We start from the raw sequence: 20,316 nt of genomic DNA on the forward strand, positions 1-20,316 counted from the left end.
GGCCGGGGGGTCGAGGGGTCGGGGGCGCAAGGGGACGAGTGATGTATTTTTTGCAGGACTATGCCTACAGAATTTACGGCTACCTTTCCAGCGGCGGCGTGATGATGATCCCCCTGCTGGGGGTCTCTTTTGCCATGTGGGTCCTGATCATCCACCGGGCCGTTTTTTTGCGGCGCCTTTATTTGAAACACATGCCCCGCCGGGAAGCCGGGCAACTGATCCGGGAAAACCGCCAGCCCGCGCCCCAATACCAGGGCGTGAACGCCTTGCTGGTGCGGGCATTCCTGGCCCGGCGCTGCGGCCGGCCGGAGCTTGACGTCCATATCCTGGACGAAACCGTCCTGTCCGTGGTGGTCTCCCTGGACCGGCATCAGTCGGCCATCAATATCCTGGCCGGCGTGGCGCCGCTGCTGGGTCTGCTGGGCACGGTCACCGGCATGATCGTTACCTTTGACGTCATCACCCAGTTCGGCACGGGCAATGTCCGGGCACTGGCCGGGGGCATATCGGAAGCATTGATCACCACCGAAACCGGGCTGCTGATTTCCATCCCGGGTTTATACATGAGCGGTTTTCTCGCCCAGCGGGCAACCACCCTCAAACAGCGGGTGGCCTCCGCCGGCATTTATCTGAAACGGTTTATAACGGAGGCCGCGCAGCCGAAATGCTGAATATCACCGCCGCCCGACGATCCCAGAAAAAAGGGGTGGAGCTGAACATGGCGCCCCTGATCGACATGGTTTTCCTGCTGCTGATCTTTTTTCTGGTCACCACCAGCTTTGTCCGGGAGACCGGCGTGGACGTGCGGCGGCCGACGGCCGCCACCGCCGCCGGCAAGGAAAAAGCCACCATCATGATCGGCGTCACTCCGGACAACCGTATCTTCATGGATCGCAGGGAAATCGACATCCGGGCGGTCCGGGTCAACGTGGAGAGGGCCCTGACCGAGATACCGGACGCCGGGGTGATCATCGTGGCGGACCGGGAAAGTACCACCGGCGCGGTGATCCGAATCATGGACGCCTGCAAACTGGCCGGAGCGGAGAACGTTTCCATCGCGGCCAGCGTAAACGAGTAATACCGATTTGATTTGGAATTGGTATAAGAGCCAATTCCGTCCCCACCGGGTATCCGATTGAACTTCCCGGCAAAACCGGATATAACTCCGGCATGTGCCTGCTTTTTATCGCCATCAACCGTCATCCCGATTACCCGCTGGTGATTGCCGGAAACCGGGATGAGTTCTATCGCCGGCCCACGGAAAAACTCTCCTTCTGGAAGGACCACCCTGGGCTTCTGGCTGGCCGGGACCTGGAAGCCGGCGGGACCTGGCTGGGCGTGACCCGCTCCGGACGGATCGCCGCCATCACCAATTACCGGGATCCGGCCCGGGTAAAAGAGAACGCGCCGTCCCGCGGGCGGCTGGTCCTTGATTTTCTGGCCGGATCATCCGCGCCGCCGGACTTCTGCCGGGAAAACGCGGAGCGGATGGCCGGCTGCAACGGGTTCAACCTGGTTTTCGGGGACGTGACTTCTCTATATTACTATTCCAACCGCGGCCAGGGGCCGGTTGCCCCAATTGCCGACGGCCTCCACGGCCTGAGCAATCACCTGCTGAACACGCCCTGGCCCAAGGTGGAGAAGGGGAAGCAGCGCCTGGCCCAATTGCTGAATACGCCCGGACCACTTGATCCGGAATCGGTTTTTTCTCTTCTCCAGGACCGGGAAACAGCGCCGGATAACGCCCTGCCGCAAACCGGGGTGGGGCTGGACTGGGAACGGAAACTTTCTCCCCTGTTTATCGTCACGGACGTGTACGGAACCCGGAGTTCTTCGGTAATCACCGTCGACCGGGAGAACAGGGTGACCTTTTCCGAGCGCACCTTTACGCCCGATGCCCTCGGCCGGCTGGCCGTTTCCACCGAAACCCTGGTTGTGCAGGCGGAGTCGTCCGGCGGCAGGATTTGAAAAACTAACGAGCGGGACAGATGACGGATTCGTTCACAAAGCAGAACCGGCTTGCGATTGCCTTCCTTCTGGCCTTATGTCTGGGCGTTTTTTTTAATACCTTTTCCAACGCGTTTGTCTGGGATGACCTGTCGCTGATCCCCGGCGACCGTTACATCAAAACCCTCCGCCATATTCCCCTGTTTTTCACGCCGCGTTACTGGAGCGACCTGCAGCCATACTCTGATCTGGCCGTCGTGTACCGGCCTGTCCGGACCATCACCTTCGCCATCGATTATTTCTTCTGGGGCCTGAATCCCGCCGGTTATCACTTTACCAATCTGCTGCTGCACGCGGCCAACGTGTTGCTGATCTTCTATCTGATAACGGTCATCGGCCGCAGCGCGGGAGATGCTCTTCCTCAAAACAACGCCCGGGGCCCGTGGCTGATGGGGCTGCCGTTTCTGACGGCGGCCCTGTTCGCGGTCCATCCCGTGCACACGGAATCCGTGACCTATGTTAAAAACCGCTCCGATCTGCTGGCCCTGCTGTTTTTCCTGGCGGCCTGGCTGCTCTTTATCCGGACCGGGGCGCCGGTCCGGCGCCTGACGCGCCTGGCCGGTTCGCTGCTGTGCTTCGTGCTGGCGGTCCTGTCCAAGGAAGTGGCCCTGACCCTGCCGGGGGTGTTGGCGTTTCATGCTTTCTGCTTTCAGGACAAAAAGGAGCGTTTCCACTCATACCGTTGGATTGTCCCTTACGGTCTGATGATCCTGGTCTATGGCGGGTTCATCCTGGCCCTCCGCGCCCGTGCCGGTATTCCCGCGGATGATTTTCACATCAGCGTTGGCCGGCATGTGCTGGCGGTCGTGAAAACCGTCGGCACCTATTTGTCGCTCCTGGCTTTCCCGTTCCATCTCAACGCCGACCGGGCCTTTTTTATTCCCCATTCTATCCGGGAACCGGCTGTCCTCCTGTCGCTGGCGGTCATGGCCGCGATTGCCGTCGCGGCGGTCCTGGCCCGGCGCCGGTCCAGAACGATTTTTTTCGGCATCGGCTTTATGCTGCTGACTTTGATACCCCCGGCCAACATCATCTTTCTGGAGTCAAGGCCCATTGCTGAACAGCGACTGTATATTCCTTCCCTGGGATTCTGTCTCATTCTGGCCTGGCTGATCAACCGGCTGTATCGTTTCGGCCTGAATAAAAAGGCGTGGATCGTCCTGCCCTGGCTGATTGGCGGTCTGGTCATGGTCGGGTTTTCCGCCCGGGCCATCGTCCGTAACAGGGATTGGAAGGACCCGCTGACGTTTTACACCCGCACCCTGGCCGTCAGCCCGGACAGCTCCAAGATCCACAACAGCCTGGGCGCCTTTCTGTCCGACCGGGGGCAGCCCGAACAGGCCATGGCGCATTACGAAGCGGCCCTGCGGCTCAATCCGGATTATGCCCAGGCGTACAACAATCTGGGCGTGGAGCTGTCGGAAACCGGCCGGCCGGATGAGGCGGTCAGGCAATTTGAGGAAGCCCTGCGGCTGGACCCGGGGTATGCGTCGGCGTACTACAATCTGGCCGCGGTTTTACTGGAGAAGGGGGACGTCGCGGCCGCCATCGCCCATTACGAGACCGCGGTACGATTGAAGCCGGACGCGGAAATGCTCAACAACCTGGGGTCGGCCTATGCGATTGCCGGCCGCTTGGAGGAGGCCATGGACCGATATCTGGCGGCCCTGCGCCTGGACCCGGATTTTACTCTGGCCCTTGATAACCTGGGGAACGTGCTGAATAAGATCGGCGACATTGAAAAAGCCGCCGACCATGTTCTGGCTCCGGTATTGTCGACCCGGCAGATGGCCGGGGTTTACCATCGGCTGGCCACGATTCGTCTGGAAAATGGCGATCAGGCATCGGCTGCCTTGTATTTCCGTCGGGCGGCGGCCCTGGATCCGAACGCTTTGCCGCGTCATCAATAATGATGTTCTATTGTGCTGATCATTCAAGATCGGGGTTCAGTCTTGCCGCCAGCAGGGACAGGCGGCGGTGGGGGTCGTTCCGGCTCATGGCCACCTGTACCGCTTTGGTCGTGCCGATGAGTACCAGCAGCCGGCGGGCCCGGGTCATGGCGGTGTAGAGCAGGTTCCGCTCCAGCATGGTATAGTGCTGGGTGATCAGGGGCACGATCACCGCCGGGTATTCGGAGCCCTGGGACTTGTGGACGGTGATGGCGTAGGCCAGGGTCAGTTCGTCGGTTTCGGAAAAATCGTAATCCACCAGCCGGCCGTCGTAGTCTACGGTCAACACCTGCCGCATCGGATCAACGGCGGCAACGGTGCCGATGTCGCCGTTAAAGACCTCCTTCTGATAGTTGTTCCTCAAATGAATCACCTTGTCCCCGGGCTTGAACCCGGTGCTGCCGGCGACGCCGGCCGCCGGGGCCGAATTCAGGGCGGCCTGCAGCTTCTGGTTCAGGTTGATGGTTCCGGCCGGGCCCTTGTGCATGGGCGTCAGCACCTGGATCCCGGTCAACGGGTCCAGCCCGAACATCCCGGGCAGGGTCTGGCCGCACAGTTCCACGATGCGGCCGGCAATGGCCTCGGGATCGCTTTCCTCGACAAACCAGAAGTCCTCATCCGGAGGCCGGCGCCGCGCCGTTTCCAGGTCGGGCGGCTGGCCGTTGCGGACGCGGTGGGCGTTGGTGACGATGGCGCTCTGCCGGGCCTGGCGGAAGATTTCGGTCAGGAGGAAAACCGGCAGCATCTCCGACCGGATCAGGTCGGCCAGAACATTTCCCGGACCCACCGACGGCAGCTGAAAGACGTCTCCTACCAGCACCAGCACCGAGGAAACGGGGATGGCGGACAGCAGATGGTAGAAAAGTTGAATATCGACCATGGAGGCCTCGTCGACAATGACGGCATCGGCCTGGAGGGGATTGTCCCGGTTCCGGATAAACGATTCGTCCTCCAGGTTGTACCCCAGCAGCTTGTGAATGGTGGCCGCGTCGTGATGCGACACCTCGGCCAGGCGTTTGGCCGCCCGGCCGGTCGGCGCGGCCAGGATGACCGTCCGGCCGGAGCCTTCCAGGACGGTGGTAATGGCCCGGACCAGGGTGGTCTTGCCCGTGCCCGGACCGCCGGTGATGACCACCACCCGGTGGCGAAAGACATTTTCCAGCACATTAAGCTGTTCCGAGGAAGGCTTGATGGCCAGCCGGCTGACGACCTGATCGATCAGGTCTTCAGAGCCGGCGGCGTCGGCGTCCTCCACGGGCGCGGCCAGCAGGGCCAGCAATCTGGCGGCGGTCATGGTTTCGGCTTCATGAAGCCGGGCCGGAAAGACCAGGTTGATGTCCGGATCCGGGCCGGGCATGGCTTCCAGGACGACCTGGCCGCCGGCGGCCATACCGGCCAGGGCGGTTTCGGCCAGGGACGGATCGATCTGGAAAACAGATTCGCACTGCTCCAGCAACTGACGCTCAAAGGCGAAAACATGGCCGGCGGAGACCTGCCGGGCCAGCAGGTGGGAAAGACAGGCCCGGATCCGGCGGGGATCGTCAGCCGCGGCCCCGGTACTTAAGGCAATGGCGTCGGCAATGACAAAGCCCGCGACTGGAATGTCCTCGACCAGACGGAAGGGATCGGTACGAAGCACGTTCAGGGATTCCGGCCCGTACTGCCGGAAGATTCTGGCGCTGTAGGCGATATCCACGCCCTTTTCCCGGAGAAAATCCATCAGCTCCCGGACGGCGTGGTGCTCCAGCCAGGCGGCCCGGATCATGGCGACCCGGGCCTGGCCGATGCCGGGCACTTCCGTCAACCGCTCCGGTTCCCGCTCGATCACGTGCAGGGAATCCGTACCGAAGTGAGCCGTGATTCTGTCCGCCATGGCCGGCCCCAGGCCGCGGATCAGGCCGGATTTAAGGTAGCGATTAATGCCGTCGGTGGTGGCCGGCAGCACGATCTCATAAGCGGTGATTTTAAGCTGCTGGCCGTACCTGGGATGCGCAACCCAGTCGCCGGTCACACGCACGGTCTGGCCGGGCGCGGCCGATGGCATGACGCCCACCAGAGTGATCAGATTCTTATGGCCCGCGGTTCTCAGATCCGCCACCGAATAGCAGCTGACCTCGTTGCGGAACCGGATTCTCTCCAGACTGCCCTCAATGGTAATCATGCGGCCGGATCCGAATCGTGGTTGTCCTCCAGCCATTTGGCCGCGTCCAGGAGATCGGCGGCGACATATTCCGGAAATATGCCTTTTGCCATGAGTTGGGTTTCAGCCGTTTCGCCGTTGCCGGTCTTAACCAGGAGGCAGTAGCCGCAACCCGCGGCTTTGCCGCATTCGATATCCCGCTCGCTGTCTCCGATCATGCAGGCGGAAGACAGGTCGATGGTGTACCGCCGGCAGGCCTCGTGGATCAGTCCGGGCAGTGGCTTGCGGCAGTCGCAGCCCTCTTCCGGGGTGTGGGGGCAGTAAAAAATATCGGTAATTTTGCCGCCGTGGTCGACCACCGTATGGGTCAGTTTGGAAAAGATGTAATCCAGCCCTTCCCGGGTCATGAGGCCGCGGTTGACGGCCGACTGGTTGGAAATGATAATAATAGAAAAGTCCGCTTCCGTCAGCCGCCGGATGGCCTCCAGACTACCGGGAATAAAGACCACCTCCGACCAGCCCTTAATGTAATCCGGCGAGTCCTGGTTGATGACGCCGTCTTTATCCAGAAAGACGACTTTTTCAAGCGCGGGTGGTTTCATGGTTGCCTGTTGTATGTTTATGGCGCCTTATGGTTTTGATGCATTCGTAGACAGCCTTTACATCGTCATTCCGGGCTTGACCCGGAATCCAGCATCAAAATGATATTGTTCATTTTCGAAGCCATCTGTGTTTATCATAACCCGAATGGCAATCTCGAAAAAAGCCGTTTTGTTCGCTCCCCGATCATTTTGGGCGGTCTCAACGTCCCTGGCTGAATTTCTCGAACTCGGGCTGTTCATTAGGTCATGAAATGTCCGGGCTTCACCCTCGGACAGCGAGAAATTCTTTACGCCAGGGACCTTGAGCCCTTTCTCCCCAAAATGATCGCAGGTCGCTCACAAAAGACTTTTTCCGAGCCCGTCAGCCGTCAGCTCCGGCAACTTGTCAACCCTCTTGCCACACACGATGCAACGTCCGGCAGCCAGAGGCAGCCAAGGTTTCCGCTGACTTGCTTTAAAGACGGTTAATGCTCATTTTTCCTAGTTTGTCCAAAAAGCCAGCCTGGCGATCCTTTTGCGCTGAATGGTTAGCCGGATCCACTCTATTTTATACTGAGCCATAAAAAAGCAAAAAAATGTTTCACCCCGTCTTTTTCATAGATCGTTAACTTTTCATGTGACGCACTTAAAACATTTAAACCATAGGAATTTAGTTCTTTGTTTATCTTTTCAACTGTGGCTGTGCCAAATACAGCATTGTTAACCGCATCACGCAATGCAATCACTTTAGGATTGTGCATGTTCTCGGCTGATCTTAATGCTGCCTCAAGTTCAGTTGGATTGTTTTTTTGTAGCAGAGACAATATTTCATTTTCAAATACAGAATCATCCAGCAATTCAACTACGAACAGGCTTGTTAACTGATTTAGCTTGCCTTCTTTTTTTAATTCCTCCAATGCCCCCGCAAGAAGTTTGTGCCCCACCTCGGTTGATGAATAATATTGAAGGATACATAATGAATCAAAACCTGATTGTTGAACTTCCCAGCCTGCAAATGCAATATTGGCTTTAAAATGGAGAAGAATAACGAGCAATACAATATATCGAATTGGCCTCAAATTCATAATTAATCCTCGTAAACTCGTTAACGGCTAACAATGAAATTATATCGCAGGGCACAGTTGTCCAAAACAATCTGACCTCGTGGGAAGGCGTTGGTGTGAGCGCCTTTTGAGCCGTTGGGGGAAAAGCGGGTTTAAGCCGTCTGCGTCAAGAATTTCTCGCTGTCTGAGGGCGTCAGCCCGAGTTCGAGAAATTGACGCAGACGGTTTAAACCCGCCCCCAAAAGGCTCATGGCGCGAATAACAATGCCTTTCCGCGAGACATCTCAATCCTCTTGCCCTCCGGGCAAGGGCAACCCCGCCAAAGCGGGGCCCGTGTCACCCGTGATCGCAGGGTTGTATTTTTCATGGTTCTAAATATCCGCATTCTGGAGCGCCTATTCGTGGTTGCAGTATGCCCATTGCTGTTAGCATTTTTTTGAAACCGAACTTGCGATAGAATCCTTCCCGGCCTGGAGCTGAAAATAAAATAATATTTGGAACTTGAAGCTTGTTGAATAGCAATCGAACCATTTCTTTGCCTATTCCTCGGCCATGATACTCGGGAAGAAGCACAACATCATATATTGCTGCTTGGTATTCACCGTCAGAGAGGGCTCTGCACAAACCTATTAACATTTCATCGTCATATGTAAAAACATACGCATAGCTTCTTTGAAAAGCACGAGATAACATTTCAGGATCGCGTTCACCAAGCGGTGCAAGCCTGAACACCTCTGCTGCTTTTCCCCAATCAATGTTAGTTATTGTTGTCTCATAATGTATCATGGCACCGTTGGCCGTAAAATCTGACCTCGCGGGAAGGCGTCGGGGTGAGCGCCTTTTGAGCCGTTGGGGTTACGCGGGTTTAAACCGTCTGCGTCAAGAATTTCTCGCTGTTTGAGGGCGTCAGCCCGAGTTCGAGAAATTTAAACCCGCCCCCAAAAGGCTCATGGCGCGAACAACACAGGCCTCCCGCGAGACCTTTTTCAATCCTCTTGCCCTTCGGGCACGGGCAACCCCGCCAAAGTGGGGCCCGGGCCACCCGTGTATTTTAATAGCCGATCATTTAACGTTCCAGTATGCAATTCGAATAAATGATTATCGAAATCGTAAAAATAGACAGAACGAGACTCGCCTTCAATCCGTGGGCGACCTTCAAATACTTCCAAGCCAGCTTTCCGAATTTTGTTTATACAATCGGCAATATCAGCTTCTGCCACTTTAAAAGCCACGTGATTATAAGTTCTTTCTGACAGAGGGTCTCCCTCCATAATCGCGATCCAAATTCCGCCAATTAGAAAAAATTTTTCATATGCAACTGAAAAATTCATTTTTGAACTGTCATATATTTCTTCAGCATTGAAAACGGAACGAAAAAGCTCGGCACTCTGCTTAACGTTTTTTACGATGAAAGTAATATGGCTTATTGACTCTATCATTTTACCTTAAGAGCGCGAACAACAGCGCCTTCCCGCGAGACCGCATTTTGAGAACCCCTAAAATTTAATGCGCAGGCTATGAGCGGCCTGCGCCAGCTTTTTGTCCAGCGTCCAGACAGGGACTCCCGTCAATACGGCGGATGCCAACAGATGGACATCCACAAAGCCTATGCCTTTCCCCATTAACCGATGGCGCTCAATAAAAGTTAAGACTTCCTCGTTATCGGCTTCAACGGTCATGGGCAACAGGCGCAGAGAAGAAAGAATAGTCGCTCTGTCCGTAAGGTTTCCGCAGGCCAGCTCTCCTATGATGAAGGGGTGACACATGACGCTTCCTTCATCCAGCAGCGCGGCCAACCCGGCGTTTCCGTCCCGAAAATGTGAAACCCAGACCGAAGTATCCACCAGGACCATGGCTTATCATGCCCCTTTTCTTCTGGGTATCGCTTTCAACTGCTTCTGGGTCCCGCCCAGTTTGGCCAGCCGCCGGGCGCTTTCTCTGGCAATCAGTGCCTCCAGGCCGAGTTTCACCAGTGTTGTCTTTTCCTTTATGCCCGTCATACGGGAGGCTTTTTCCACCAGGTCGTCTTCGATATTCAGCGTTGTTCTCATATACGTACCTCATACAATTATGATGCCTTAATATGCATTATTCGTGCATATATGTCAAACCGCCCGGACGTTCCCTACCGAACCACTTCCTTTTTTATCACCACGCACCCCTTTCCCGCGGGCATGAGAAATATCTTCAGCGTCCCGCCATCCAGCAGAACAATATCGTTCTTCAGCACGCCGATCCGCTTTAGGTCCTTGAATACGATCTTTTCCATGTCCTGGGGGCTCCGGTCGACATATTCCACCGTGTCATACACCGCGTCCTGGTTGGGAAAAAAACTGGCGCTGGCATAGCACATGGATTTGTCCGGCCGGACGACCTCAAGGGAGGTGGAAAAAACATGCTGGTCGGGCAGTGGATGAACCGGGAAAAGAAAAGCGCCGCTCTGGTTGCCGGCGGTAAGAAAATTGACCACCTGGTTGATGCGGCCGGCGCTGGAAAGCACGCCCATGCCCACCGCCTGCTGGGTGATCGAGTTTACCGCCGGTCCGGCCGGCTGGGGAGGAACCGCGTCGGTCTTGTTGCGGGAAGCTTCCGTCTTCGGTTGCGCCGGCGCTTCGTTTTCAGCCGCCAGCAGGCCGGGTAAGGCCAGCACTATTACCATCAGGAAAAATACCGTCCCACGGGCCGCATTTTTCATATGCCGTTATGTCCTTATTTGTCTGAAATAATCGGGAGACGATCCGGAAAATGATATGTTATTCCGATACCAGCTTGACATTTTCAAATCCCGCCCGGTTCAGTTTTTCCAGGGCGTCTTCGCCGGCCTCTTTCGAGTCAAACGGCCCGACTCGAACCCGGTAAAGGGTCTGGGCGCCGTCTTCGGAGGTGGTGATATAGACGGTGTCGAACTGTTGTGCCACCTCGGCCCGGAGGCGCTCGGCGTTCTGCCGGCTGGCAAAGGAGCCGACCTGAAGGGAAAAGCCGGAACGGCCGGGATCATCCGTCATGGCTGTCGCCGGGCGATAATGGCTGTCCCCCTGCTGAGTTTCCGCGTACATCCGGTCCAGGGCCACGACCGCCACCCGGCCGGTGCCATTCTGGGCAATGCCCAGATACTCGGCCGCGGCATGGGTCAGGTCGATGATGCGGCCGTCCACAAAGGGGCCCCGGTCATTGACCCGGAGAATAGCCGAGCGTCCGTTCTCCAGGTTGACGACCATGACGTAAGTTCCCAGGGGAAGGGTTTTGTGCGCGGCGGTCATACCGTTCATGTCGTACACCTCGCCGCTGGAGGTGTTTTTTCCGTGGAAATCCTTGCCGTACCAGGAGGCGATGCCGATTTCCATGAAGTTGGTGCTGTCGGTGATAGGGGCATACCGCTTGCCGAACACCTCGTAGGGATCGTTCTGGGACTTCCGGCGGGGCGGCCCGGGCGTGGCGCAGCCGGCCAGAAAACAGCAGACGACCAGGCCGCAAAGCCAGATCCTGAAGGTGCTTCTGAAAATCAACGGCATAAGAAATTCTCCATCTCATGGTTTACAACGTATTGAAAAATATATATCACTGATGCTGTCAGGCAATCAATATCGGAGAAAGTTTGGATACCAACCGGTCCAGGGCGGCGCTGTCGCTACAGTATTTCCTGTATTTCGGGGTGCTGGGCATCTTCCTGCCCTTTTTCAACCTCTATTGCTACCATCTGGGCTTTTCCGGGTTCCAGATCGGGGCCCTGTTCTCCGTGAACACCGGGGCCACCGTTATTTTCCCGGTACTCTGGGGCGCCCTGGCCGACCGCTTCGGCGCCAGAAAACCGATCTACGTGCTGTGCAACGTTGTCTGCGCCGGGGCCTGGAGTTTCTTCCTGTGGACTACGGACTTTCTCCCCATGCTGATCATCACCGTTTTCTTTGCCATATTCCGCGCCCCGGTCATCTCCTTCATGGAAGCGTTTTCCATGGACATCCTGGGCACGCGGAAAACCAGTTACGGTAAAATCCGCGCCTGGGGAACGGCCAGCTTTGTCGCCATTGTCATCCTGATGGGCCGGCTGACGGATGCCTATTCGGTCAATATCATCGTGCCCCTGATCCTGGCGGGCATGCTGGTCCAGTCCCTGGGCGCGCTGCTCATGCCGGCCGCAGGAAAGGAAGAACGGGAAAAAACAGTACCGGTAACCGTCCTGGCCCGGAAAAAAATCGTGATCTTTCTGGTGTGCGGATTCCTGATGCTGGTCAGCCACGGCACCTATTACGGGTTTTTTTCCATCCACCTGGAGCGACTGGGGTTCGGCAACATGTTCATCGGTTTTGCCTGGGCCCTGGCGTCCATGGCCGAAATCATCGTCATGATCTCCTCCCGGCGCCTGTTTGACCGGTTTGCCCTGGAAAGCGTACTGGTCTTCTCGTTTTTTGCGGCCTGCGCCCGCTGGATCCTGATGTATTTTGCCGCCTCGGCCGGAGCGGTACTCTTCTCCCAGCTTCTGCACGCAATCACCTACGCCGCCTTTCACATGGCCAGCATTCTCTACATGGACCGGGTCAGCCCCGAGGGCGCCAAAACCGTGGGCCAGGCCCTGAACAACTCCGTCAGCTTCGGACTGGGCATGATGGTCGGGGTTTTCGTCAACGGCTATTTCTTTGATCTGGCGGGTTCCACGCCGCTGTTTCTCGGCAGCGCGGCCGTGGCCGCGGCCGGCGGGCTGATGTTGTGGCCGGTGCTCAAATCATCGGAGAAATAAAAGCCCCTGTTCTACAGATAGCGGCTCAGGGCGGCCATGATTTTTCCGGTAATCCAGTCGGCCAGGCGCGCGGGCGTCAGCCCGTAAAAGGCAACCATCACCCGGGCTTCCGCGCCGACCACGTACCGGATGTTCGGCCTTCCGGCCGTCAGGGCGTGGATAACGGCCCGGGAGACCTTTTTCGGCGAAAAGGCGAGTTTGTTCATCTTCTGGGGCAGCTTGCTCAACAGTCGCAGTTCAGCGGCATAGTAGTTCCGGGCCTGCGGCGGCATGCTGTTGATGAGGCTGTCGCTGCTGCTGCTGGCCTTGTCCCAGATGGGGGTCTTGGCGCTGCCCGGTTCGATCAGGACGACCCGGATGCCGGCCGGCATCAGTTCCAGCCGCAGGGCATTGCCGACGGCTTCCAGGGCGAACTTGGAGGCGGAATAAGGCCCCAGCAGGGGCAGGGTGTAGCGGCCGCTTTCCGAGCCCATGAACACGATCCGGCCCCGGGCTCTGCGGATCAGGGGCAGGAAGGCCTGGGTGACGGCCAGCTGGCCGGTCACGTTGACCTTGAGCTGCTGCTCGAACATGGCCAGAGGCACGAACTCCAGGGGGCCCTGCACACTGATGCCGGCGTTATTGACCAGGCCGTCCAGGCCCGCGCCCGCCAGGTCCGCTTCCACTTGCGCGGCCGCCTTCCCGATGCTTTTCGCGTCGGTGACATCAATGATCAGGGGCGTGATGGCGCCGGGAGCTTCGGCCTGGATCGCCTGCCCGTCCGCCGGTTTCCTGACGCCGGCAAATACCCGCCAGCCGGCGCGGGCAAGATCAAGGGCGCATTCGCGGCCGATTCCAGTGGAAGAACCTGTAATCATTACAGTTTTCATGCTAATCGCCTTAATTTGACATTATCCGAGTTTTCTGCTACTATACGATCAGAATTTCAGGCTGTCCTGTTTATCCTCAATCTGCCGGGTTTTTGAAATATTAACCGCAAAGGGTATTTTATCAATGAACCGACTCCAAAGCATTCTTGTCATCGCCTGTTGCATGGCAGGCCTGTTTGCCGGCGACGCATCCGCCCGATGGTCGCTTCTGGAAGATTATCAACTGTGTGAAATATCCGGCGATCAGGGCCTTTGTTTCGCCTCCATAAAGGAAACGTGTGGTTTCGAGGTTCTTAAATACCGGGAAATCTATCCCTCTGACGAATTAAAAGATGATATGAGCGAGTCAATGACCGCCGGCCTTGAAATGATTTTTTCCGAATACTTTCTGTTCCATCAGTATGTCCCGTATCCGGCTCCCGAGCCTGCCTTTGTAACCCCCACACCGGGTGATCCTTTTTTTGCGTCCGACTGGTTCTCTCCCGGATTCCCGCCCGAATTCTTCCCGGGATGGGACAGCCTGTATGAAGACCTCATGCAAAAGCTGTCTTCTCAACAGTATCATTAAACTCCGAAAAAGCGTTGACGCATCCGGGTCAGCCCTGCTGCTGTTCCATGGCGGTTCGTTCCTGTTCCAGCTCAGTGATCAGGGCGGAAAGCGTCCAGTTTTCGGAAAACGGCGTCAGGGTCGCCCACAGCGGCCGCGGCAATCCGGACTGCCGGTAAGCGGCCAGTGTCCGGTGAAGCTCGCTTTCCGTTATACCCGAAATAATGATGGCCCGGGCCAGCCCGGAGTCGGCGTTTCGGCCCGATTGATCCGTTCGGCGCAACAGATCCGCCAGTTTTTCTTCGCCGTCGGTCGCGGCGGCAAAAATTATCGGCACATCCGTCAGCCGGACGGCGGCCAGCAGTTTCATGACGGCGTCCTGCTCCGGCGGCGTAAACCCGCACACCAGCAAAGCCTTCGGGCCGTAAAGCGGCTGATCCGTTTCCCCCATTCTGGTAAATGTCCCCTGACTCATGACTCCTCCCGATCCGGTGGGTGGTGTTTAAGTTCGGCGACGGGGGCCTCGCTCCCTCTGCTGCCGGCCTGCTTTTCTTCGCCGGTCGCGCGCTGGATCACCCGTCAGGACATGGCATTATAAAAAATTCGCGGGGTTGTCAAGGGCCTGCCGGACGGGCGTCACCATAAAGATGTCGCCGTCTTCAACCCGCGCGTCGTGGCTGGGCCGAACCGACAGTCGCCCTGCCGGAGGTTATGGACTCAGCGGGGAGACCGCTCATCCGAATAAAGCGGCAGAAGCATGAACTCTTCGTTTTCGATCCGGGCGTGCCGCATCCCCGTATATCGAACCTTGATGTCCCGTATTTCCATAACCGCAAAAAACAGGGTGGTCAGAATGCAGACAATGATTTCCATGGGTACCTCCGGTGGGCAATGGTGTGATTAGGTTGTTATGTTTTTGGATGAATAAAAATGTCCACCCTTCCGATAAAAGCCTCCGGCTGAAAAACTCATTTTCAACCGTAATTACACGCTATCATGGACCTGTGACAGATCAGGTCACAGTTGGGAAAATTTTTTTGGTTTATCGTTCGATTCGTTTCAGCAAACAAGGCCTGATGTTTAATCACGGCCCTATGTTTTGTGAGGGTTCAAGGCGTCAAGGATTCAAGGGGGCAAGCGAACCACCCCTTGACCGCCATGTGCCCACTGAATGGGAGAAGAGGGAAAGAATAGAGGCAGTTATTCCGGTTTCCGGCTCTGGAGATGCGTTTTAAAGGCCAGCAAATCCTTGTCACCGGGCGTCAGCTTCAGGCCGGCCTCCACCCAGACCAGTGCCTGATGCTTGTCATGCAGCCGCAGGTACCCGCGGACCGCCTTTTTTATCAGTTCCGGATCCTGCTTTTCGATCAGCCGCTGTTCGTAAAGGCGAACCGCTTCCTGTGGGATTCCCGCCGTGAAGTTAACGTCGGCCAGCAGCGCGGCCTCCTCTCCGGACAGGGGGGATAGATAGCTGTAGGCGGTCAGAGCAGTCAGTGCCCGGCGGAAATCCTGGCGGGAAAGCAGGAGCCAGGCCTGAAGCTTCCACCATTTGGGTTCCAGCGGATCGTCCCGGGTGTAGGCCTCGGCCCGTGCCATCGCCTTTTCTTCCCGGTGGAGCTCCAGGTAAAGATGGATCAGTGTTTCCCGCCATGCCTGCCGATCCTTCAGATCCGCCTGGTCGGCCAGAAATTCGATATGCGGCAGGGCCTGCTCAGGCCTTTCCAGCGCCAGGTAAAGCCGGGCCAGGGTCTGGCGGCGCTCCGGCGTCAGGGCGTCCGGATGATTTTTCAGCAGCCTGTCGAAAACCGTAAGCGCCAGGGAATAATCTTTGGCTTCCATGAAGCTGACCGCCCCGTAATAAAGCGCTTCGACAGCCTGATTCCCGGACGCGTCATAGGCGGCGGTAAATTCCCGGGCGGCTTCCGCCGGCCGGTTCAGATCATATAATCCCCGGGCCAGATTAAGACGGGCTTCGGTAAAGTCGGGTTTCCGGTTGACGGCGGCCTGATAGTGGGAAACGGCGGCGGCCGGGTCTTTCAGCAGCAGGCGACAGTTGCCGATCATAAAATCGATCAGCGGGTGGGTATACCCCCGGCTGTCCGCCTCGTCCGCGGAAACGGTCTTTTGCCGTGACTGAAACGATTCCAGCAGTTCGAGGGCTTCCCTTGTTTTTCCCCCGGCCAGCAGTTGCCGGGACTTGCTGACGGCGAGGGCGGCCGGGGCGGGCGTCTTGCCGGCATCAGCGGCCATGACCGGTCCGCAGACCCCGAAGGCCAGGATCAGCATCAGACAGATAACACCTGGATACTTCATGGGTTATCCTCCAGGTCAAAACGGACGGTGGTGGTCACCAGCGTTCTGACGGGATCTCCCTGAACAGTCCCGGGCTGAAACCGCCATCCGGCGACCGCCTGCCGGACGCTCTCCTCAAACACCCCCGGCGGCTGGGCCTTGATGATGCGAATATCTTCCACCCGGCCACCGGTATCGACCAGAAACTCTATTTCCACCCAACCTTCTATGGAAGCCCGCCTGGCGCCGAGGGGATAAAGCGGCGGCATCCGGGAGACGGCCGTCAGCGGCCGGTCCAGTTCCTGGATGCTGAAAATGCCGTTCGCGCCGGTGACCCCGGGATCAATGGTCGCCAGGGGCATATCGGTCAGTTGTGGGATGCCGTCCCGGACGGATATGGCCTGAAGCTCCGGGCGCAGGGTCCGGTCCAGATAATCCGGGGGTAGACTCACGGCGGTCGGCACCGGCGGCAGAGCCTGTTCCGGTGGAGGCGCTTTTTTTGCCAGTGTTGCGTGTCGCGGTCCGGCGGGTTCGGGCGGCTTCAGCCGGACGAATTGGACGGCCCGGGGGGCGGGTGATGTCCTGGGCAGCGTCACGGTTCCGATGTTGACGACCGGCAGAACGCTCAACATGATCAGGTTGATCACCAGTGCCGCGGCCGCGGCAGTCAGCCATCCGGTTCGGTTACCGGCTTCTCTGGTATGATGTGTCGAATTTGTCATTTATGCAGTATTGGCGGAGCGGGCCTTTGCGCCCGTCATTTTTTCTCCGGAACAGTCACGACCTTGACGATGACCTTGTGGATTTGTCCGGCCGAGACGCCCGGCATGTGCGCGTCTTCCGGAAAAAAAATCGCGAACATACCAGGAGCGGTGGCCAGCCGGACAACCGGTTCGTCCGCGAAAAACCGCACGTCCGCCGTCCCGTCATATTCCCCGGCTGGCGTCGCGCACAACGAGGCCGGCTTCCAGCCGATAAGGTCGGTTCCGGCCAGAATCAGATGAATATCGATATATCGCTCATGTGTCTCCAGCCGGGCATTTTCCGGCTTGCGGCCAGGCGCTTTGGATACCGTGGCGTACACGTTTTCGCCGTCGATCCCATATTTTCCCGTTGCCAGATCCTTCAGATCCGGGCGCGCCAGAAACACGAAAGCCGCGGCGAATCCCGGGATAAGCGTCTGGTAACGACTTGCATTTGCCAGCATATCTAAAATCATTCGGGCGCCTTTTTATGGTTTGATTCCGGATGACCAAGCGGTTCGATTATTGCCAAAACCGGTAAATTCTGCAATGCTTCTTTTGATACAAAGACTTAAACCCGGATACAAGGAGCATGTGATCCGTGACGCCTGAACAGGTCGATCGTCTCAAACACTGGTTTGAAGCATATGCCGATGGATTTGCCTCCCGGGCCGCAAACCCGGAAGGATACCTGTTGAAGAAAAACCATACTTTTCGGGTCTGCCGGGAGATCGTTTCCCTGGGGCGGGAACTGGGCCTTGATCACCATGCGCTCCTGCTGGCCGAAGCCGCCGCCTGCCTGCATGATGTCGGCCGGTTCCGGCAACTGGACCAGTACGGCACTTTTGTGGACGATCTGTCTGAAGATCACGCCCGGATCGGCCTGCGGGTAATCGAAGAGGAGCGCCTGCTGGATGGATGGGATGTGCGGGAGGCGGAGATTCTGCGCGCGGCCGTCGCTTTTCATAATGCCGCCGCGCTTCCCGGGGACCAGGAAGAGGTCGCCCTGGTTTTTATTAAACTGCTCAGGGATGCCGACAAACTCGATATCTGGAGGGTGGTAACCACCGATGATCAGTTTCGTAACACGGCTACGCCGGCGCTGATCGCGCTCGGCATGACGGATGATGGCCAGTATTCTCCGGAAGCCCTTCAGGCCGTGGCTGAAAAACGGCTGGTTAACAAGTCGGCGATCTCCCGGCTGAACGACTTTAAGCTGATGCAGATCAGCTGGGTGTTTGATTTGAACTTTCCGCCCGCCGTCCGGAAAGTCATTGAGCGGGGGTATATCCCGGCGATCATGGCCACGCTGCCGGCGTCAAAAGAATTGACCGCTGTCTTTGGTCAGGTGGAGGAATGGTTGAAGCCCTTTGCGCCATAAGCTCAGAAAAAACGTCACCGCTTGTTTTTGTGTTGACTCAACCGGCCGTTTCAATTAATAATTTACCTTCAAATCAGCGTCATTTCCCAGGTATTCTTTTTACGCTAACAACAGAAAGGAGTCCCGCATGGATTTCTTAACGTCCCTGCCTTTCGAATTCTTTACCGAAACCACCGTCGTCATTCCGATTACCCAGATCGTTCTTTTTCTTACCATCAGCACGCTGGCGCTGCTTTTCGGCAGGGCCAAACTGGCGCTGGTGATCAATTATCTGTTCGCCCTGTACTGGGGATACCTGTGCAACCTGGAACTCTATACCGATCTCTTCCAGAGCTCGGAATACATCGTTTATCTCTATTTCGGTTTCGGCGTCATCATCGCGCTGCTGGCGGTCGTGGCTTTCGTCTCCCAGGCGCACAAATAAGCGGTCGCGGTTGTCCTGCGGCAGGTGTCTGCTCAGGCGGGCGGGTTTCCGCTGACGAGCATTTTCAGGACGTCCTCTTTGCCCAGCACCCCCACCAGGCGGCCGTCGTCCACCACCGGTATGGTGTGGAAATGCTTTTCGACCATCAGGGAGGCCACTTCATCGATGGCCGTGTCCGGCTCAACGGACACCGGATCGGGGGTCATGGCGTCCGCCACGGTGGTGGCCGCGATTTTCTGTATTTCTTTTTCCAGCGCTTTAGCGGATGTGAGTGAAAAGATGCCGTCCAGGAAGGTGAAAATGGACGGCAGTGGAAAGCGCTTTTGCTGGGTGATCAGGTCACTCTGGCAGAGCATTCCCACCAGTTCTCCCTGCCGGTTTATCACCGGGACACCGTTGATGTGATTTTTCAGCAGAATGCCGGCGGCCTGGGCAATGTCGGTCTCCGGCGCAACGGTAATAACATCCCTGGTCATAATGTCTCTGGCCCGAATCATATCTCCTCCCATGTCTGTGAGTTTTTTTAAGCTGACCGATAAAATATTTTTAGCACATATCCCGTTGATTCCAAAACGGGGAAACTCATTTTGAATGAAATTGACAGAAAAGGACTTCTTGGCTATTTATAGTACCAGCCGAATGAATCCACAACAGGGAGCGGATGTGACCCGGAAAAAGCAACGAACAGGCCGATGGCTTCTCGTCATGGCCGCGGCCCTTGCGCTTGCGGTGCTGCCGGTGCTTCCTTTGCCGGCCAAAAGAATTCCCGCAAATCAAGTGCGGGTTTCCACGCCTGTTTATGCCCCAGCCGATTCTTTTCAGCCATTGCCGGGTCTGTATTCCTATGTGGTGTCATGGAACGGAGTCCCGGCAGCCAGTGCCGCGCTGGAACTGGACCGCCGGGACGGCGATTATGAAATCCGGGCCAGCGCCCAGACGGCCAAGGGAATTGACGTGGTTTTCAAGCTTCGCTACCAGTGCGCGACGGTTCTGGCCGCCGACACTTTCAAACCGAAATATTCGTTTTCCGTTGCCGAAACCAATTCCCGGCAGAAAACCGTCCGGATCGAGTTTCTGCCGGACGGGGAAATCCTCTCCGTGAGGAGGGATGACGAGGGAAATGTCAAAACCCTGAAGTTCGATCCGGACAACTTTACCCTGGATCCTTACTCCGCCGGACTCCTCGCCTTGAGCCAGGAATGGAAAGTGGGCGATAAGCGCCGGTTCGATCTGTTTAACGGCAAACACCGCTATCTGATTGAATTCGTGGCGGTCAGAAAGACATCGGTAACGGTCAATGGAAAAGCCCGCCCGGCCTTTGTCCTTATCCCCAGCATAAAAAAACTGACCAAAGCCGAAGCGGACGAATCAGACGACAGCCTGCGGCAGGCCCGGATCTTCATATCCGCGGATCAGCCCCGGCAGATTCTGAAGGTCACCAGTGAACTGCTGTTCGGCAGGGTGGATACGGAGATGGTCGGTTTTACGCCTCAGCGGAAAGTCATTCTGAAAGCCCCGGCTCCGGGCGACCTTCCCCCCGCCGGCGTCAGAAAGTAGCCGATATTAACCCTATTGCTTCCACCG

25 protein-coding genes are annotated in these 20,316 nt (G+C 57.1%); 9 read left to right on the forward strand and 16 right to left on the reverse strand.

Annotation, left to right across the window (positions count from 1 at the left end; all coding sequences use genetic code 11):
• The first annotated feature begins 41 nt into the window (after positions 1-41).
• The 4 genes from AB1724_00005 (at position 42) to AB1724_00020 (ending at position 3,917) form a co-directional block, all read left to right on the forward strand.
• The gene (locus tag AB1724_00005; protein MEW6076177.1) at positions 42-671 is read left to right on the forward strand and encodes a MotA/TolQ/ExbB proton channel family protein; all 630 of its coding nucleotides are present in this window, start codon (positions 42-44) and stop codon (positions 669-671) included.
• Positions 665-1,078: a biopolymer transporter ExbD gene (locus AB1724_00010; GenBank protein MEW6076178.1), complete on the forward strand. Its 414-nt coding sequence runs from the start codon at positions 665-667 to the stop codon at positions 1,076-1,078. Before AB1724_00005 ends, AB1724_00010 begins: the two co-directional genes overlap by 7 nt.
• Positions 1,079-1,170: 92 nt before the next feature.
• Positions 1,171-1,968 (forward strand): NRDE family protein, encoded by a 798-nt coding sequence (locus tag AB1724_00015; GenBank protein ID MEW6076179.1) that lies wholly within the window; start codon positions 1,171-1,173, stop codon positions 1,966-1,968.
• 20 nt (positions 1,969-1,988) lie between these two features.
• On the forward strand, positions 1,989-3,917 hold the full coding sequence (locus AB1724_00020; GenBank protein MEW6076180.1) for a tetratricopeptide repeat protein: 1,929 nt from the start codon (positions 1,989-1,991) through the stop codon (positions 3,915-3,917).
• 19 nt (positions 3,918-3,936) lie between these two features.
• Here the strand turns inward: AB1724_00020 and AB1724_00025 are convergent, their stop codons facing one another.
• From AB1724_00025 to AB1724_00065, 9 genes are all read right to left on the reverse strand, one after another.
• Positions 3,937-6,117 carry an ATP-dependent RecD-like DNA helicase gene (locus AB1724_00025; protein MEW6076181.1) on the reverse strand — a complete coding sequence of 727 codons (2,181 nt, stop codon included), beginning with the start codon at positions 6,115-6,117 and terminating at the stop codon, positions 3,937-3,939.
• Entirely contained in the window at positions 6,114-6,698 is a 585-nt protein-coding gene (gmhB, locus tag AB1724_00030; protein ID MEW6076182.1) for a D-glycero-beta-D-manno-heptose 1,7-bisphosphate 7-phosphatase, read from the reverse strand. The genes AB1724_00025 and gmhB overlap by 4 nt, the downstream gene beginning before the upstream one ends.
• A gap of 542 nt (positions 6,699-7,240) precedes the next feature.
• Complete coding sequence (locus AB1724_00035; protein MEW6076183.1) at positions 7,241-7,762, reverse strand: hypothetical protein; 522 nt, start codon at positions 7,760-7,762, stop codon at positions 7,241-7,243.
• Between the two features lie 342 nt (positions 7,763-8,104).
• On the reverse strand, positions 8,105-8,527 hold the full coding sequence (locus AB1724_00040; protein MEW6076184.1) for a GNAT family N-acetyltransferase: 423 nt from the start codon (positions 8,525-8,527) through the stop codon (positions 8,105-8,107).
• Positions 8,528-8,727: 200 nt separating this feature from the next.
• Positions 8,728-9,180 (reverse strand): FosX/FosE/FosI family fosfomycin resistance hydrolase, encoded by a 453-nt coding sequence (gene fosX / locus AB1724_00045; GenBank protein MEW6076185.1) that lies wholly within the window; start codon positions 9,178-9,180, stop codon positions 8,728-8,730.
• 57 nt (positions 9,181-9,237) lie between these two features.
• Positions 9,238-9,594: a PIN domain-containing protein gene (locus tag AB1724_00050; protein MEW6076186.1), complete on the reverse strand. Its 357-nt coding sequence runs from the start codon at positions 9,592-9,594 to the stop codon at positions 9,238-9,240.
• A 6-nt stretch (positions 9,595-9,600) separates the two neighbouring features.
• Positions 9,601-9,792, reverse strand: coding sequence for a type II toxin-antitoxin system VapB family antitoxin (locus tag AB1724_00055; GenBank protein MEW6076187.1), 192 nt, complete (start codon positions 9,790-9,792; stop codon positions 9,601-9,603).
• A gap of 74 nt (positions 9,793-9,866) precedes the next feature.
• Positions 9,867-10,436 (reverse strand): hypothetical protein, encoded by a 570-nt coding sequence (locus tag AB1724_00060; protein MEW6076188.1) that lies wholly within the window; start codon positions 10,434-10,436, stop codon positions 9,867-9,869.
• Positions 10,437-10,494: 58 nt separating this feature from the next.
• Positions 10,495-11,253 carry a septal ring lytic transglycosylase RlpA family protein gene (locus AB1724_00065; protein ID MEW6076189.1) on the reverse strand — a complete coding sequence of 253 codons (759 nt, stop codon included), beginning with the start codon at positions 11,251-11,253 and terminating at the stop codon, positions 10,495-10,497.
• A gap of 83 nt (positions 11,254-11,336) precedes the next feature.
• On the opposite strand from AB1724_00065, the gene AB1724_00070 reads away from it, so the two are divergent.
• Positions 11,337-12,476, forward strand: a complete 1,140-nt coding sequence (locus tag AB1724_00070) for an MFS transporter (protein MEW6076190.1) — start codon at positions 11,337-11,339, stop codon at positions 12,474-12,476.
• A gap of 11 nt (positions 12,477-12,487) precedes the next feature.
• On the opposite strand, the gene AB1724_00075 is transcribed toward AB1724_00070, so the two are convergent.
• Complete coding sequence (locus AB1724_00075) at positions 12,488-13,345, reverse strand: SDR family oxidoreductase (GenBank protein ID MEW6076191.1); 858 nt, start codon at positions 13,343-13,345, stop codon at positions 12,488-12,490.
• 124 nt (positions 13,346-13,469) lie between these two features.
• On the opposite strand from AB1724_00075, the gene AB1724_00080 reads away from it, so the two are divergent.
• Positions 13,470-13,913: a hypothetical protein gene (locus AB1724_00080; protein MEW6076192.1), complete on the forward strand. Its 444-nt coding sequence runs from the start codon at positions 13,470-13,472 to the stop codon at positions 13,911-13,913.
• A 28-nt stretch (positions 13,914-13,941) separates the two neighbouring features.
• On the opposite strand, the gene AB1724_00085 is transcribed toward AB1724_00080, so the two are convergent.
• The 5 genes from AB1724_00085 to AB1724_00105 all read right to left on the reverse strand — a co-directional run bounded on the left by AB1724_00085 (position 13,942) and on the right by AB1724_00105 (position 17,403).
• On the reverse strand, positions 13,942-14,367 hold the full coding sequence (locus tag AB1724_00085; GenBank protein ID MEW6076193.1) for a DUF3783 domain-containing protein: 426 nt from the start codon (positions 14,365-14,367) through the stop codon (positions 13,942-13,944).
• Positions 14,368-14,609: 242 nt separating this feature from the next.
• A complete protein-coding gene (locus tag AB1724_00090; protein ID MEW6076194.1) occupies positions 14,610-14,765 on the reverse strand; it encodes a hypothetical protein in 156 nt (51 codons plus the stop codon).
• 327 nt (positions 14,766-15,092) lie between these two features.
• Positions 15,093-16,205: a tetratricopeptide repeat protein gene (locus AB1724_00095; GenBank protein ID MEW6076195.1), complete on the reverse strand. Its 1,113-nt coding sequence runs from the start codon at positions 16,203-16,205 to the stop codon at positions 15,093-15,095.
• Positions 16,202-16,906, reverse strand: a complete 705-nt coding sequence (locus tag AB1724_00100; GenBank protein ID MEW6076196.1) for a TonB family protein — start codon at positions 16,904-16,906, stop codon at positions 16,202-16,204. The genes AB1724_00095 and AB1724_00100 overlap by 4 nt, the downstream gene beginning before the upstream one ends.
• Positions 16,907-16,941: 35 nt before the next feature.
• Positions 16,942-17,403, reverse strand: a complete 462-nt coding sequence (locus tag AB1724_00105; protein MEW6076197.1) for a YhcH/YjgK/YiaL family protein — start codon at positions 17,401-17,403, stop codon at positions 16,942-16,944.
• Positions 17,404-17,528: 125 nt separating this feature from the next.
• Between AB1724_00105 and AB1724_00110 the strand changes: the two genes are divergently transcribed.
• Positions 17,529-18,308, forward strand: a complete 780-nt coding sequence (locus AB1724_00110) for an HD domain-containing protein (GenBank protein ID MEW6076198.1) — start codon at positions 17,529-17,531, stop codon at positions 18,306-18,308.
• 127 nt (positions 18,309-18,435) lie between these two features.
• Positions 18,436-18,732 (forward strand): hypothetical protein, encoded by a 297-nt coding sequence (locus AB1724_00115; GenBank protein MEW6076199.1) that lies wholly within the window; start codon positions 18,436-18,438, stop codon positions 18,730-18,732.
• A 32-nt stretch (positions 18,733-18,764) separates the two neighbouring features.
• On the opposite strand, the gene AB1724_00120 is transcribed toward AB1724_00115, so the two are convergent.
• On the reverse strand, positions 18,765-19,229 hold the full coding sequence (locus tag AB1724_00120) for a CBS domain-containing protein (protein ID MEW6076200.1): 465 nt from the start codon (positions 19,227-19,229) through the stop codon (positions 18,765-18,767).
• 166 nt (positions 19,230-19,395) lie between these two features.
• Between AB1724_00120 and AB1724_00125 the strand changes: the two genes are divergently transcribed.
• Positions 19,396-20,289 carry a DUF3108 domain-containing protein gene (locus AB1724_00125; protein MEW6076201.1) on the forward strand — a complete coding sequence of 298 codons (894 nt, stop codon included), beginning with the start codon at positions 19,396-19,398 and terminating at the stop codon, positions 20,287-20,289.
• Positions 20,290-20,316: the final 27 nt, after the last annotated feature.

Source organism: Thermodesulfobacteriota bacterium (genome assembly GCA_040753795.1).
GTDB lineage: Bacteria > Desulfobacterota > Desulfobacteria > Desulfobacterales > Desulfosudaceae > JBFMDX01.